This is a genomic window from Pontiella sulfatireligans (genome assembly GCF_900890705.1).
GTDB lineage: Bacteria > Verrucomicrobiota > Kiritimatiellia > Kiritimatiellales > Pontiellaceae > Pontiella > Pontiella sulfatireligans.
In genome coordinates this window covers 2,168,155-2,181,965 of record NZ_CAAHFH010000001.1, presented here as the reverse complement: position 1 = coordinate 2,181,965, position 13,811 = coordinate 2,168,155, and the positions used below count along the sequence as shown (strand labels likewise).

Here is a 13,811-nt window from a genome sequence, read left to right as displayed (position 1 = left end):
TTAAAAAATGCAGGGGGTCATATGCATAGCGACGACAATGGTGAAGTGCTCAGTACACGACAGTTGATTCAGCGGTTGATTCTCCTTTTGACAATAAGCACCGGTGTTGGCGTTGCTGGCGCGACCTTTGGCGGGCTGGACATGAATCAATCGGTTGCAACCAGTGTGTTTCTGGCCATCATCCTTGGAACGCTCTTTTTCTGGACGTTCCGTTTGGCGATCGCTTTTCTGGGACTGGGGGTTTTGATTTTTACGAAGTCGCTGAATATTCCGCACTTTGTCGAAGCGGCCGCGCTTCCGGTAATTCTTTTTTTGGTTGGAATGATGATTGTGGTGGGTGCGCTGCGCGACCTCGGTTTCTTCACTTGGGTGGTGCAGGCCTTGATTTCCATTCCCAAGATGACCGGCCGAAAGTTTATCGCCGCCACTTCGGTGGCCTCTGCGCTGCTGGCCTGCGCGGTGGACGAGGTGACATCGATCATCTTCATTGCCACGCTGATTTTCCAAGTGTGCAACCGGCTCAAGCTGAGCCCGACTCCCTATATCATCATTTGCGTGCTGTGCACCAATATTGGCAGCGCCGGCACAATGATGGGCAATCCGGTTGGCATCTTTATCGGCACGCAGGCTGGCCTGACGTTCGGTGATTTTTTCCGGTGGGCGTTCCCGATCATGCTGGTTTCGCTCGCCTCGTGCGTAGCGATCACCATGTATTGGTTCCGCAAGGACCTGAATCTGTTCGACGAACGACTGAAGGACCGGATGGACCGCCAACTGAGTTTGGTGCCCAAGGTGGTCGTTCCATATAAGCGAGGCTTGGCTGTCTTGCTTCTCACGCTGGCGTTCATTGCTTCGCACCATGCCTTGGAGGAGGGGCTCCACCTCGACACGAACAGCGTGCTGCTTGTGGCGCCGCTGGCCTGCGCTGGTTTCATCATGCTCTTCAAGCGCGACCGTGCCCGCTATTATGTCGAGCGCGAGGTTGACTGGTGGACGCTGTTGTTCTTCATGCTGCTCTTCGCCATTGCCGGAACCTTGGAGTATACTGGGGTAACCGAAATTATCGCCCACAGCTTTGTGAGCGTCTGTGGCGACAAGCCGGCCATCCTCATTCCATCGATTATGGCGACAACGGCGATTGGATCCGCGTTTGTCGATAATGTGATTTTTGTGGCGGCGTTTTCTCCGGTGATTACAGAGCTGGGAAAAACCATGTCCGCCATGCCGCTGTGGTGGGCGCTGTTGTTTGGTGCTTGTTTTGGCGGCAATATCACGCTGATTGGAAGTACGGCGAATATTGTAGCGCTGGGCATGCTGGAAAAGCAGTCACACTCGAGCATCGGCTTTTTCCAGTGGCTTAAGATCGGCGCGCTCTCCGCCTTGGCGGCGTGCCTGATTGCTTGGGGCATGCTCACGGTAATGGCGCCCCTTATGCCCCCCCAGTAGGCACAAAAAAGCACTCCTCAAAGGGAGTGCTTTTCTAAACAACGTTTCCGATCAGCTTTTACATGGAAAGTTCTTCGATCGTTGCAGCATCGCGGAGGGTCTTGATGTATTCGGCAACCGCTTCTTGCTTCTTCTGGCCACTCATGAATACCAGAATCTGCTCTTTTGCTTCTTCGTAGGGGACAACGCCGGCGTCCTGACGCTCGGTAACCTTGATGATGTGGTAGCCGAACTGGGTTTCAACCACGTCGCCAACTTCGTCGATTTCCTGAGTGAAGGCTGCCAATTCGAATTCCGGAACCATCTGGCCTTTTCCGAAAGAGCCAAGCGATCCGCCCTGAGCGCTGCTTGGGCATGCTGATTTTTCTTTGGCTGCGTCTTCGAAGGTTTTCGTGCCGGCAATGATTTCGCCGCGGATGGCTTCAAGCTGGGCTTTCTTTTCCGCTTTGGTGGCATCGGTGTCGGTTTCATCAAACTTGATGAGGATGTGGCTGGCCGATACGTTTTCGGGCTTTTTAAAGCGGTCGGGGTTGGTTGAGTAGAACTCTTCCGCTTCAGCTTCGGTGGCCTCCGTTACATTGACGGTCTTTTCTTCAAGGAACTTGCGGGTGGCCATGTCGTTTTTGATATTGGTCTTGAGCTCGTCAATGGTCGTGCCCTGGGTCGTAAGCGCAGCTTCGAGGGTTTGCCCTTCAGGAATGCGGCCACGGAGTTCGGTCAGCGCCGTCTCGATTTCTGCATCGGCAATCTCAACGTTTGCTGCGGTCACTGCGGCATCAATCAGCTTTTTGGTGACCAAGTCGTTTTTGAACTGTTGGTACATTTGCGCCTGAAGCTGCTGCATCTGCTCCGGGGGAACGCGTCCGCCGAGGCGCTGCATGGAGGCATCCACTAATTTAAGGATTTCGCCACGGGTAATTTCTTCTCCGTTCACACGCACAACAACGGCGGCCGGATCGGAAGTAAGGGGGTTGGCTTGAACTGGTTTGGCAAAGAGGTCTGCGGTCTGGGCCAGATCAACCGGCTCCTGTGTTTGTGCGCTTGCGGCTGCTTCGTCTTCCTTGCAACCGCAAAATACGATTGCCGTCGCAACAGGCAGAACCATCAAAATTTTGTTTTTCTTCAAATATTCAAACATGGTACTTGATCCTTTCATCGTTATTCATCTAAACACCGCAACGACTCCGCGCGCATGTAAAACCCAAGACACTGCCCGTTGGGGCACCAAATGTCAACGCATTCAGACGTTTTTAGAGGCAATGTGTTCAATGTTAAATTCAGAAATCTTAGATGAATTCCAGTGCTCCGGCTGCGGCGAATGCTGCCGGTGGACCGGTGCCGTCCTGCTGACGGATGAGGATGTCGCCTCGATGGCTTCCGGTCTGGGCCTGCCGGAGCAGGAATTCATTGAACAGCACACGCGGCTGGCACCGAATCGCCAGCAGCTGGCGTTGCTGGATCAGCCGGACGGCAGCTGCGAGTTTTTGGAGGGTGATCGGTGCCGCGTGTATGCGTCCAGGCCGGTGCAGTGCCGCTCGTTCCCCTATGCGTGGAGCGTGCCGGAGGGTTGTCCCGAGTTGGACCGTCTCAAAGCGGAATCTAAAATACCCTTAAAATAGAAGGGCGGGAATGGCTGAAGCCAATCCCGCCCAATTGAAGGCTGGTGTTCTCAGATGCTAGATGTTGGCAGGGACAGTCATGTCTTCCACTGCTTGCTTCTCCTTCTTCAGCTCTTCTGGCACTTCGGGCAGTTCTTTTGCAGCTTTTTCGGCTTCGGCTTTATTTTTCTCGGCCAAGTGCTTAACCTTTTCGACCGCTTCCTCAAAGGCCTCTGAATTTCCTGCATATTTGCAGGCGGTCGCATAGCTGGCCCATGCAAGCAGGCTGTGGGGCGACATTTCCGTGGCCGTTTTGAGCGTTTTCATGGCGGGTTCGAATTCCTTCAGCAACAGCTGGCTGTTGCCCAAGCCGATCCAAGCCGCCGGAATGCTTGAGTTGCCTTGCAGCAGTAGGGCGAAGATGGCTTTCGATTCAGCAGGGCGGTTGAAGGCCAAGAACACCTTGCCGGAGCCGATCAGCTCGCCCGGGTTGCCGGCACGGCACCCTTTCGTGATTTTTGCGGCATAAGCCACCCGTGCAGCTTCAAGCTGGGCGAGGCCTTGGGCCTGCGCCTTGGCGTTGTTGAGGAGGGGGGCGAACTTTTCCTTGTCCATAAGCAGGATGGCGGTGGTTCCGTCGAAATAGGCCAGCTTCCATACCTGGCGTGCGAGCAACGTTGAAATTCCTTGGGCGGAAGAGGCGGACAGCGTGTTGATGATGATGGCTTCGGGGCGGTAGGTCTCGTATATGCTGTCGTAGGCCTTGCGGTTTCCGAGCATCATGGAGTTGATCTCTTTGAGCAGCTCTTTGTCGTAGCGGCCCGAACGGTAGTCGAGGAAAATTTTGCGTTCCGGGTTTTTCCACGCGAGGTAGCCGCCGTCGGCCGGCATGTTGATGAACTTTTCGGGGAAGGCGGGGTGGTTGAGGATTTCTTCGGCTCCGCTCGGGAAGAGCTCTTCCTGGATGCCGAGGCCGAAGTTGGAGGCGCTGCCGCTTTTAACATAGGCGCAGTTGCTGGTGACCGGGATGAAGGAAAAAACAATCAGCAATGCAAAGATGACGCCGGTGGCAGGACTGAGCAATTTGGCTTGGTCACCGAGTACGTTTTTGAGCGAGTCGTGCACATATTCGCTGATCGAGGTTAGGCTCAGCACAATAAACGGGAAGGCCAGCACGGCAAAAAGCGGGCTTGTCTGAGGGGAGGTCCATACCAGGAAGGCGCCGAAAATCGCCAACGTAGTCAGCACGATGGGGAGCCGTTTTTTCAGCGTGATCAAACCTCCGGCACCCAGCACCAAGGTGAATAGGATCAGTGGTTTCAGCGGGGGCACCTGGAAGTATTCAAGGAATAGCGACGACCAGTAGACCGGAAGCGGCGATTGAATGTTGGCCAGCACTTGGGCATGCAGTTTGAACATGTAGGGGTTGGCCAGTGTAGCGACGGCCAGCGCTGCGGCGAGTATGCCGTAGGTGCCGGCCTGAGCCGTTTGCTTGCTTTTGCGTCCGGAACCCTTTTGAGCTTGCGCCGCTTGAAAGGCCGTCAAACCCGCGAGGATGGGGCCATAGAGGAAGGAGCCGTCCAAATTGGTCCAGAGAATTTGCAAGGGAATCAGGGCTCCGAACAAAATCGCGGGCGACTTGATGGTGGAAAGCAGGTAGAGAAACAGGGCGATGCCCAGCAGCATAACGGTGTCGGGATCCACGTCCAGCGACTGGAACATGAGGTGTCCGCAGATCAGCAGCGCAAAGCCCTGGCTCAACGAACCGCCCCATTTTTTTGAAACTTGAATCAGCAGCAGGAAGGTCGCCAGTAATCCGATAATATTCATGGTGATCAGCAAGGGGGCGCCTCCAATATTCCAAAGGGCGTAGGTCGCTTTGTCGTAAAGGTGGGTGGTGTTGACTGCTGAGTCGGCCTCTAGTACTGAGATCGGAGCATTGGTGCGGCCTTGTGCTAGATGCGTCCAGATTTCCGGAGTACTGATCGTACGGAAGCCGATGACGGCAATGAAAAGAAGTCCAAGGACAATAAAAATAGCGGATGCACCAAACGGCTTCTTACTCATAACTTCTCCCTAGTTAATAATGCAACAGGCTAAAGCGAATCATAATACTAATGCAAGTGGGTATTGACCGAAAATCAGAAGAGATCCAGCTGCGAAACATTCGCTTTTAATTTGTGCGGGCGCTTCTTGGCAATCTTCGGCTGGCCGGCGTCGCCGAACTCGCCTTCTTCGAGGTTGGTGAGGATGTCTGTCGCCCGCTCGATCACCTCGTCCGGCAGGCCGGCCAGTCGGGCGACCTGGATGCCGTAGCTTTTGTCGGCCGAGCCCGGAACGATTTTTCGCAGGAAGGTGATCGTATGGCCCTTTTCCTTCACGAGTACGCAGAAGTTCTGCACGTTGGGCAGGATTAATGCGAGGTCGGTCAGTTCGTGGTAGTGGGTGGCGAACAGGGTCTTGGCCTGCATTGCCGGATTCTTGCAAAGGAATTCCGCGACCGACCATGCAATGCTGATGCCGTCGAACGTGCTGGTGCCGCGTCCGATCTCGTCGAGCACGATTAGGCTCTTGGGCGTGGCATTGTTCAAAATATTGGCCGTCTCCTGCATCTCCACCATAAAGGTTGAGCGACCGCGTGCGAGGTCGTCGCTCGCGCCGACGCGGGTGAAGACGCGGTCGACGAGGCCGATTTCCGCCGAGGCGGCCGGCACGAAACTGCCCATGTGCGCCATGATCGTGATCAGCGCCACCTGCCGGATATAGGTGGATTTACCCGCCATGTTCGGTCCCGTGATGATAATCAGCTGGTGAGTTTCGCGGTCGAGCTTGGTGTCGTTCGGAACAAAGCGTTCGGCATCGGGCATCCGTTCGACCACCGCGTGGCGGCCGTCGTGGATGTCGAGCCGGCCGTCGTCGCTCATGGTTGGGCGGGCATAGTTGTTGGAAAGCGCACGCTCGGCAAAGGTGGCGAGCACATCGACTTGGCCGATCGCCAGAGCGTTGCGCTGGATCGTTTCGAGATGCTCAACGGCTTGCCGGCGGACTTCGGTGAAGATTTCCTGTTCCAGCCCAATCGACCGCTCCTGTGCGCCAAGAATCTTGTTTTCGTATTCCTTGAGCTCCGGCGTAATATAGCGTTCGGCGTTCACCAGCGTCTGCTTGCGCAGATAGGTTTCCGGCACATCGGCCAGATAGCTCTTGCTGATTTCAATATAGTAGCCGAACACCTTGTTGTGCCGCACCTTCAGGCTCTTGATGCCGGTACGCTCGATTTCCGAGGCCTGGAAGTCCGCCAGCCACTTGCGGCCTAGCGTTGCTGCATCGCGCAGTTCGTCGAGCTCGTCGTGGTAGCCTGTGCGGATGACGCCGCCGTCCTTCATGTTCAGCGGGGGCTCGTCGACAATGGCCGTATCGATCAGTGCCACCAGCTCGGGCAGGGCGGTGATTCCGTTGCCGAGCGATTCTAAAATCGTTCCTTTGCCGGAAAGCAGCGCCTTGACCATTGGCATTTGCTGGAGCGATACGCCCATGGCGCGCACGTCGCGCGGATTGCCGCTGGTGGAGCCGATGCGCGAGATCAGGCGCTCCACGTCCTTGATGTCGCCAAGGATGTCGCGCAGGCTGCGCAGATAGGACTGGTTGTTCACCATCAGTTCGACGGCGTCGTGGCGCGCGTTGATTTGCTCGAGGTTGTTCAACGGCCGCAGCAGCCACTCGCGCAGCAGGCGTCCGCCCATGGCAGTAGATGTGGAGTCCAGTACATTTAATAAAGTGGCTTTATAGGCCTGGCGGTTCGAGTTGATCGGCGCGACCAGTTCCAGATTGGTGGCGGTGGTTTCATCCACCAGCATGTAGTCCTGCGGATTTTTTACGCGAATGTTGCGGACGTGGGAAAGGTTGCGGCGCAGCTCGTTCTTGACGTAGTAGAGCACGCCGCCCGCCGCGCCCAGCGCGGCGGTCATCGATGTGCAGCCGAAGCCTTCCAGCGAATGGACGTCGAAATGGCGCTGCAGATAATCGTTGGCGCTCGAATGTTCGAACGTCCAGTCCTCGCAGGCTGTCAGCAGCGTGTTGGTGGCTTCCATCGCCAGTGCGGCAAAGGCCGGTTCGGCCAGCTGCTCTTCGGCAACAACGCACTCTGCTGGGGCGTAGCGCGAAAGGTTGGCCTGCACGCTCGCCACGTCGTTCGATTCCTCGATCCAAAATTCACCGGTCGAAAGGTCGAGCATGGCCATGCCGAACTGATCCTTGCTGCGGAAGAGTCCCGCCAGAAAATTGTTTTGGTTGCCGTCGAGCACCACCTCGTCGAGAATCGTGCCCGGGGTGACGATACGGGTGACGGCGCGCTTCACGCAACCCTTGGCGGTGGCCGGATCTTCGATCTGCTCGCAGATCGCCACCTTTACGCCCGCCTTCACCAGCCGTTCGAGATAGCCCGCTGCCGCGTGGTAGGGAATGCCGCACATCGGCGTGCTGTGCCGCTTCGTCAGGGTGATGCCGAGAATGTCGGTGGCGACTTTGGCGTCGTCGAAAAACATTTCGTAGAAATCGCCCAGCCGGAAAAAGAGGATGGTGTCCTCCGGCAATTCGCGCCGTATCGAACGATACTGCGCCATCATGGGTGTTTCCTTCTTCTCCGCCATTTTCTCTCCCTGAAAACCAAAACACACAGTTTATCCAGACCGCGGTGCGAATCAATCCCCAATCCCTGCCAATGTAGGGTTTCATGACTGATTCATATAGAATCGGCTGACACTTTTGGAAGCCATGATGATTTCTTCGAGGTCACGACCCGGAAGGCCAGTTCCAATCTATTTTTCTTCATCGTCTCGAAAAAACCGTTGGTTGTCGCTAGGCGGGCATTGGGCTGGTGGTCGATCCAATACCGATCCAGCGAAAGGGCTGCCCGGCGGAACAAGCCGAGGTTATGGGCGGCGTTGCGGTTTCGGACGCGGCTTTTGTCTCCCTGGAAGCGGGAGTTGTCGAGGCACTGGTGGGTGCCGTTTCCGATGTCCCAGCAGCCGCGTTTGAGATCGAGCATCTCTTCCGCCGTCAGCCCAGCGCGACTGGAGAGCAGGTAGACGACCAGGTCGTCGATGGATTCGGGATCTTTGCCTTGATCAGTGCATTGCGTGAGCATCGCCGGGCTTTTTGCGTGGGGGAAGCAGACCTGCCCGGAGGTGGTCGCGTAGGATCATGGCTCCATTCTCGGCGCACTTCTTTGCAAGCTTACGGGCGACGGGAATTTCGTTGGATTTTTCTTCAACAGGCCTGGTGCCGAGCCAGCGGCCGGTTTCCCCGCAAAAGGCGCTCACGAGCTGGATCCCGCGCGACCCGCGCAACGCCTTGCCGTCGATGATGACCAGGTTTCCCCGTGCAGGCCCGACCAGGTCGTCCATGCAGTCGAGCAGCGCTAGCCATTCGCCGTCGTATTCGACTACATAGCGGAGCTGTTCGCCCACGAGTTGCGCACTCTTGAAGGCAGTGTTGTTCATCGATCAACTGCTCATAGCAGCCATGCTCATCCCTACGGATGAGGCGAATCGTCAGGCCATCAAGGATCTGTTGTTCGTGTGGATTCGGCATTTGAATGTTCTGTTTCATGCCGGAAGTAAAAAGAAATTCCGCGGAAATGTGCCTCAAAAAATCCCATTCCTTTTATTCGCAGAGTTTTAACTGGCCGGGCGCATCAGTCATGATGCCGTTAACGATTCAGGTTTCCACGCTTTCCAAGGATTGGATCATTTAGCATAGTGCTACCCAGTTATTGGAGGATTTGATGCTTACACCGTTGCTGCTTATTGTCGTGCTTGCCGTTTTGGCGATTGTTCTTGTGCTTCAGTTGACCGCCGCCGCCAAGGTGCACACCCGTATGGACGAAGCTTCCCGGCAAGGCGCAGAGCGCTCCCAGCGGCTGGAAAGCTTTTTTCAGACCATGGAGAAAGAGCTTCGCGAAGATGTGGAGGGCGTTCGCAAGAAGGTCGATGAATCGTTGGAAAGAAACAACCGCCAGCTGGGCGACCGCGTCAAGGAGCTGATTGAAACCAACGAACGGCGTCTGGGCGAAATCAGCGGCAAGGTTGAGGAGCGGCTCGACAAGGGCTTTGAAAAGACCACTTCGGTATTCGCCGACGTGCTCAAGCGGCTGGCGTTGATCGACAAGGCCCAGGAAAACATTGCCAAGCTTTCATCCAATGTCGTCTCGTTGCAGGAAGTATTGTCCGACAAGCGCTCCCGCGGCGCTTTCGGCGAAGTGCAGCTCAATGCGCTGATTTCAAACATGATGCCGGAAAACAGCTTTTCGCTGCAGCATACCTTCGGCAACGGCGTGCGAGCCGACTGCGTTCTTTTTCTTCCCGAACCCACCGGCACCATCTGCATCGACTCCAAATTTCCGCTCGAAAGCTATCAGCGCATGGTCGATTTCGAACTCGGCGACGCCGATCGCAAAACCGCCGAACAGCAGTTCCGGCAGGACATCAAAAAGCACATTAAGGACATTGCTTCGAAATACATCATTACCGGGGAAACTTCCGACGGCGCAATGATGTTTATTCCGGCCGAAGCGGTTTTCGCCGAAATTCACGCCCACTATCCCGATCTCGTCGAGGAGGCCCAACGCGCCCGTGTCTGGCTGGCGTCGCCCACAACCATGATGGCCGTGCTGACCACCGCCCGCGCCGTACTCAAAGATGCCGCCACGCGTCAGCAGGTTCATATTATCCAAGAGCATTTGGGTATGCTGTCGCAGGATTTCGATCGCTTCCAGCAGCGCATGGACAAGCTCGCGCTTCACATCGACCAAGCCAACCGCGATGTCACAGATGTGAATAAATCAGCCAAAAAAATCACCAGCCGCTTCACCAAAATCGAAAAGGTGGAGCTGGAGAACGATGAACTCGTCGTATTGGACGAGCCAGAAGAAGCCTAAATAGGGGTTCCGCCTCCGTCCTTTTCTTTCGCTTGCTCGAATTTAGGGCAAGTGTCCGTTGCCTGCACTTCCTTTTTGTGGAGGGCGCAGAATTGGGTGAAGGGATTGACGATATAGTTGGCGCAATAGCGGCATAGCCTTTGGTTCTCGCCGTCGTCGAACACCTCGACCTTGGCGGATCGGTCGGCCTCTGTGAATATCTGAGGTTCTGTCTCTACGGCTTTGAACGGCACGTCGTCTTCGGAGGCGTATTCAAACCCGCAGCTGGAACAGGCGAGCTTTTCGCCGGTTTTGGTGAAGCCGTCATAGACCGCCTCGCGCTTGAGCAAGGTGTCGGCGCCGCAATTCCTGCAAATTATTTCTACTGCACTCATGGTGCATAATGCGTATTGCGTAATGCGTAAAGAATCAAGACCTTTGTTCCTTTGCGGTGGAATTGGGTCAAAAACTGCTGTATGTTGACAACACTTGCTTAGTGGATTTGGGGTATAAGCCATGCATCCATTAACGAATAACCAATAACTAAACCTCGGAGAGGTTTTCATGCGAAAGATTTCAGATTGGGGGAACTATCCGGTCATCGACGCGGAAGTGGCGGGCTTTGATACGGCCGAGCAGCTCCGCGAAAAGCTGGCGCGTCCGGGCGAGGTGATCGCTTTTGGCAACGGCCGGTCATACGGCGATGCATCGCTGCAGGAAAGCATGCTGCTGACGCGCCGCTTCAACAAATTCCTTTCGTTCGACGAAGCCACTGGCGAACTCTGCTGCCAAGCCGGCACGTTGCTGTCGGAGATCCTCGAGGTCTTTGCGCCGCGCGGCTGGTTTCTTCCAGTGACGCCCGGCACCAAGTTCATTACCATCGGCGGGGCAATTGCTGCCGATGTGCATGGCAAAAACCATCATGTCGATGGCAGCTTCGGCCAGCATGTCCGGTCGATGGACGTTATGCGCAACGACGGCTCGGTCATTACCTGCACGCCGACTGAGAACTCCGATTTTTTCAGCGTTACGGTTGGGGGGATGGGGCTGACCGGCGTCATTCTCAATGCAACCTTCCGGCTCCGCAAGATCGAGACCGCCTATATCCGCGAAGAAACCATTCGCGCGGAAAACCTCGACGACATCATGGACGGTTTCGAGGCGTCCAATGACTGGACCTATTCCGTGGCGTGGATCGACTGTCTAGCGAAGGGCGATGCACTTGGACGCAGCATTATGATGCGTGGCGAGCATGCCACGGCGACGGAGCTAGTAGACGCATCGCACAAGCAGTCTCCCTTGGTGCCCAAGCGGGGCCTGCAACTGGATGTGCCGTTTGTATTTCCGAACTTCGCTCTGAATCCGCTGACGATGAAGGCCTTCAATTTTGTCTATTACAATAAGTGCCGGCCGGGAACGCATAAGCGCATGGTCGACTACAACAGCTTCTTTTATCCGCTCGATGCCATCGGCAACTGGAACCGCATCTACGGCAAGCGTGGTTTTACGCAATACCAGTTCGTGATTCCTAAGGAGGCGGGACGCGAAGGCATGCGCAAAATCCTTACGCGCATTACCGAAAGCGGGTTGGGCTCGTTTCTGGCGGTGCTCAAGCTGTTCGGCGAGCAGGAAAGCTTCATGTCGTTCCCTATGACGGGATACACGCTGGCGCTCGATTTTCCAATCTCGCTCAAGGCGATGGATCTGTTCAAGGAGCTCGACGCAATGGTGGCCGACTATGGCGGCCGGCTGTATCTTGCAAAGGATTCCCGCATGAGTGCGGCCATGTTTGAGAAGACCTATCCCAACGCAGATGCGTTCCGCCAAGCCATTGCCATGTTGAACAAGGGCGAAACTAAATTTGGTTCCCTGCAATCCAAACGAATCGGGATCACGGATTAGGCGACAGCAGGAAAGGGAGCTACGGAATACACTGAAATTTTATGACCGCGAAGACGCAAGGAAACAAAGAACCATTTGCCTTTGCGTCTTAGCGCCTTTGCGGTCGAATCAAGTTGATTGGAGTCTAGGATGAAGAATGTTTTGATATTGGGTGCGACGTCGGACATGGCGCAGGCCATTGCAAAAAAATATGCAGCGGAGGGCTGGAGCCTTTCGCTGGCGGCGCGGAATCTGGAGTTGCTTGAGCCGGTTGCTAGCGATCTGCGTATCCGTTCCAAGGCCGAGGTTCAGGCGCTGGAGTTTGATGCCGTGGACTTTGCCAGCCACTGCGGCTTTTACGATTCGCTCGAACCGAAGCCGGATGCGGTGATCTGCGTCTTTGGCTATATGGGCGACCAGCTGGAGGCCCGCACGGATTTTGACGAAGTGCGCCGGACGATCGACGTCAACTATACCGGCGCCGTTTCCATCCTAAACATTGTGGCCAGCGACTTTGAAAAGCGCGGCAGTGGCGCCATTGCGGGCATTAGCTCGGTGGCGGGCGACCGCGGACGCCAGAGCAATTATATCTACGGAAGCGCCAAGGCGGGCTTCACGGCCTATCTAGCGGGCTTGCGCAACCGGCTCGCGAAAAAGGGCGTGCATGTGATGACCGTCAAGCCGGGATTCTGTCGAACGAAGATGACGGAAAACCTAGAGCTCCCGGCTGCATTGACTGCCGAGCCGGAGCAGGTGGCGGATGCGGTTTTCCAAGGATTGGAAAAAAAGCGCGACACGGTCTACTCCCTGTGGATGTGGCGCTGGGTTATGCTGATTATCCGCCATATTCCTGAGGTGGTTTTTAAGCGCTTGGGGATGTAGGCACGTAACGAGTGAAACGTGAGTCGTGAAAAAAATCACGCCTCAATCGTTACTTTTCAGAACCTATTCCCCCTGCTTCAGCAGGCTGTCGAAATATTCGATCGTCTTGGCCAAGCCTTCGCGCAACGGCACGGTGGGTTCCCACCCGAGTTTTTCTTTGGCCAGCGTGATGTCGGGTTTGCGTTGCTTGGGGTCGTCGGGCGGAAGGTCTTCAAACACCAGCGTGGATTTTGAGTTGGTCAAATCAATCACGTTTTCAGCCAGTTCGATCATGGTGAATTCGCCGGGGTTTCCGATGTTGATCGGGCCGGTCACGTCGTCGCCGGTGGCCATTAGGCGGATCCATCCTTCGATAAGATCGGAGCAGTAGCAGAAGGAACGGGTCTGCAATCCGTCTCCATAGATTGTGATGTTTTCGTTCCGCAGCGCCTGCATAATGAAGTTGGAGACCACGCGTCCGTCGTGCGGGTGCATGCGCGGTCCGTAGGTGTTGAAAATACGGGCTACTTTGATGCGTACGTTGTGTTGGCGGTGATAATCGAAAAATAGGGTTTCGGCGCAACGCTTGCCTTCGTCGTAGCAGGAGCGGATGCCTATCGAGTTGACGTTGCCCCAATAGCTTTCCGGTTGCGGGTGGATGGAGGGGTCGCCGTAGACTTCGGAGGTGGAGGCTTGGAAAACCTTGGCTTTGACCCGCTTGGCCAGCCCGAGCACGTTGATGGCGCCGTGCACGCTGGTTTTGGTGGTCTGCACCGGATCGAACTGGTAGTGCACCGGCGAGGCGGGGCAGGCCAGGTTGTAGATTTCGTCCACTTCAACGTAGAACGGGAACGTGACGTCGTGGCGCATCAATTCAAAGTAGGGGCTGTCCATCAAATGGGCAATGTTGGCTTTGCGTCCGGTGAAAAAGTTATCCATGCAGATGACGTCGCAGTCTTCGGCCAACAACCGCTCGCAAAGGAACGAGCCTAAAAATCCGGCGCCGCCGGTAACCAGAACGCGTTTCTTAATGATATCTTTCATTCAATACTCCTTTTTTAAGGTGAACAATTGGAATGAATATGCCATTTGATGCCGTAGAAATAAATTCC

At 55.6% G+C, this 13,811-nt stretch carries 12 protein-coding genes; 5 read left to right on the top strand and 7 right to left on the bottom strand.

Annotated features, from left to right (window positions below):
* The first annotated feature begins 21 nt into the window (after window positions 1-21).
* Window positions 22-1,446, top strand: a complete 1,425-nt coding sequence (locus SCARR_RS07360) for an ArsB/NhaD family transporter (protein ID WP_136060846.1) — start codon at window positions 22-24, stop codon at window positions 1,444-1,446.
* Between the two features lie 58 nt (window positions 1,447-1,504).
* On the opposite strand, the gene SCARR_RS07355 is transcribed toward SCARR_RS07360, so the two are convergent.
* Window positions 1,505-2,584: a peptidylprolyl isomerase gene (locus tag SCARR_RS07355; protein WP_168433090.1), complete on the bottom strand. Its 1,080-nt coding sequence runs from the start codon at window positions 2,582-2,584 to the stop codon at window positions 1,505-1,507.
* Window positions 2,585-2,714: 130 nt separating this feature from the next.
* Here SCARR_RS07355 and SCARR_RS07350 point away from each other — a divergent pair, with 130 nt between their 5' ends.
* Entirely contained in the window at window positions 2,715-3,065 is a 351-nt protein-coding gene (locus tag SCARR_RS07350) for a YkgJ family cysteine cluster protein (protein WP_168433089.1), read from the top strand.
* Between the two features lie 57 nt (window positions 3,066-3,122).
* Here the strand turns inward: SCARR_RS07350 and SCARR_RS07345 are convergent, their stop codons facing one another.
* The 4 genes from SCARR_RS07345 to SCARR_RS07330 form a co-directional block, all read right to left on the bottom strand.
* Window positions 3,123-5,111 (bottom strand): tetratricopeptide repeat protein, encoded by a 1,989-nt coding sequence (locus SCARR_RS07345; RefSeq protein ID WP_136060843.1) that lies wholly within the window; start codon window positions 5,109-5,111, stop codon window positions 3,123-3,125.
* A 74-nt stretch (window positions 5,112-5,185) separates the two neighbouring features.
* Window positions 5,186-7,690 carry a DNA mismatch repair protein MutS gene (gene mutS / locus SCARR_RS07340; RefSeq protein ID WP_136060842.1) on the bottom strand — a complete coding sequence of 835 codons (2,505 nt, stop codon included), beginning with the start codon at window positions 7,688-7,690 and terminating at the stop codon, window positions 5,186-5,188.
* Between the two features lie 92 nt (window positions 7,691-7,782).
* Window positions 7,783-8,187, bottom strand: coding sequence for a hypothetical protein (locus tag SCARR_RS07335; protein WP_136060841.1), 405 nt, complete (start codon window positions 8,185-8,187; stop codon window positions 7,783-7,785).
* Entirely contained in the window at window positions 8,168-8,542 is a 375-nt protein-coding gene (locus tag SCARR_RS07330; protein ID WP_136060840.1) for a hypothetical protein, read from the bottom strand. The genes SCARR_RS07335 and SCARR_RS07330 overlap by 20 nt, the downstream gene beginning before the upstream one ends.
* 284 nt (window positions 8,543-8,826) lie before the next feature.
* Here SCARR_RS07330 and SCARR_RS07325 point away from each other — a divergent pair, with 284 nt between their 5' ends.
* Window positions 8,827-9,978: a DNA recombination protein RmuC gene (locus SCARR_RS07325; RefSeq protein ID WP_136060839.1), complete on the top strand. Its 1,152-nt coding sequence runs from the start codon at window positions 8,827-8,829 to the stop codon at window positions 9,976-9,978.
* Here the strand turns inward: SCARR_RS07325 and SCARR_RS07320 are convergent.
* Complete coding sequence (locus SCARR_RS07320; RefSeq protein WP_136060838.1) at window positions 9,975-10,352, bottom strand: hypothetical protein; 378 nt, start codon at window positions 10,350-10,352, stop codon at window positions 9,975-9,977. The genes SCARR_RS07325 and SCARR_RS07320 overlap by 4 nt on opposite strands.
* 169 nt (window positions 10,353-10,521) lie before the next feature.
* Between SCARR_RS07320 and SCARR_RS07315 the strand changes: the two genes are divergently transcribed.
* The gene (locus SCARR_RS07315; RefSeq protein ID WP_136060837.1) at window positions 10,522-11,859 is read left to right on the top strand and encodes an FAD-binding oxidoreductase; all 1,338 of its coding nucleotides are present in this window, start codon (window positions 10,522-10,524) and stop codon (window positions 11,857-11,859) included.
* Window positions 11,860-11,988: 129 nt separating this feature from the next.
* The gene (locus SCARR_RS07310; protein WP_136060836.1) at window positions 11,989-12,720 is read left to right on the top strand and encodes an SDR family oxidoreductase; all 732 of its coding nucleotides are present in this window, start codon (window positions 11,989-11,991) and stop codon (window positions 12,718-12,720) included.
* 63 nt (window positions 12,721-12,783) lie between these two features.
* On the opposite strand, the gene SCARR_RS07305 is transcribed toward SCARR_RS07310, so the two are convergent.
* Complete coding sequence (locus SCARR_RS07305; protein WP_136060835.1) at window positions 12,784-13,743, bottom strand: UDP-glucuronic acid decarboxylase family protein; 960 nt, start codon at window positions 13,741-13,743, stop codon at window positions 12,784-12,786.
* Window positions 13,744-13,811: the final 68 nt, after the last annotated feature.

Coding starts and splice junctions, on each gene's coding strand:
- SCARR_RS07330 (WP_136060840.1), bottom strand. CDS start 8,542: ATGAACAACACTGCCTTCAAGAGTGCGCAACTCGTGGGCGAACAGCTC.
- SCARR_RS07355 (WP_168433090.1), bottom strand. CDS start 2,584: ATGTTTGAATATTTGAAGAAAAACAAAATTTTGATGGTTCTGCCTGTT.
- SCARR_RS07305 (WP_136060835.1), bottom strand. CDS start 13,743: ATGAAAGATATCATTAAGAAACGCGTTCTGGTTACCGGCGGCGCCGGA.
- SCARR_RS07335 (WP_136060841.1), bottom strand. CDS start 8,187: ATGCTCACGCAATGCACTGATCAAGGCAAAGATCCCGAATCCATCGAC.
- SCARR_RS07315 (WP_136060837.1), top strand. CDS start 10,522: ATGCGAAAGATTTCAGATTGGGGGAACTATCCGGTCATCGACGCGGAA.
- SCARR_RS07345 (WP_136060843.1), bottom strand. CDS start 5,111: ATGAGTAAGAAGCCGTTTGGTGCATCCGCTATTTTTATTGTCCTTGGA.
- SCARR_RS07360 (WP_136060846.1), top strand. CDS start 22: ATGCATAGCGACGACAATGGTGAAGTGCTCAGTACACGACAGTTGATT.
- SCARR_RS07310 (WP_136060836.1), top strand. CDS start 11,989: ATGAAGAATGTTTTGATATTGGGTGCGACGTCGGACATGGCGCAGGCC.
- SCARR_RS07325 (WP_136060839.1), top strand. CDS start 8,827: ATGCTTACACCGTTGCTGCTTATTGTCGTGCTTGCCGTTTTGGCGATT.
- mutS (WP_136060842.1), bottom strand. CDS start 7,690: ATGGCGGAGAAGAAGGAAACACCCATGATGGCGCAGTATCGTTCGATA.
- SCARR_RS07350 (WP_168433089.1), top strand. CDS start 2,715: ATGTTAAATTCAGAAATCTTAGATGAATTCCAGTGCTCCGGCTGCGGC.
- SCARR_RS07320 (WP_136060838.1), bottom strand. CDS start 10,352: ATGAGTGCAGTAGAAATAATTTGCAGGAATTGCGGCGCCGACACCTTG.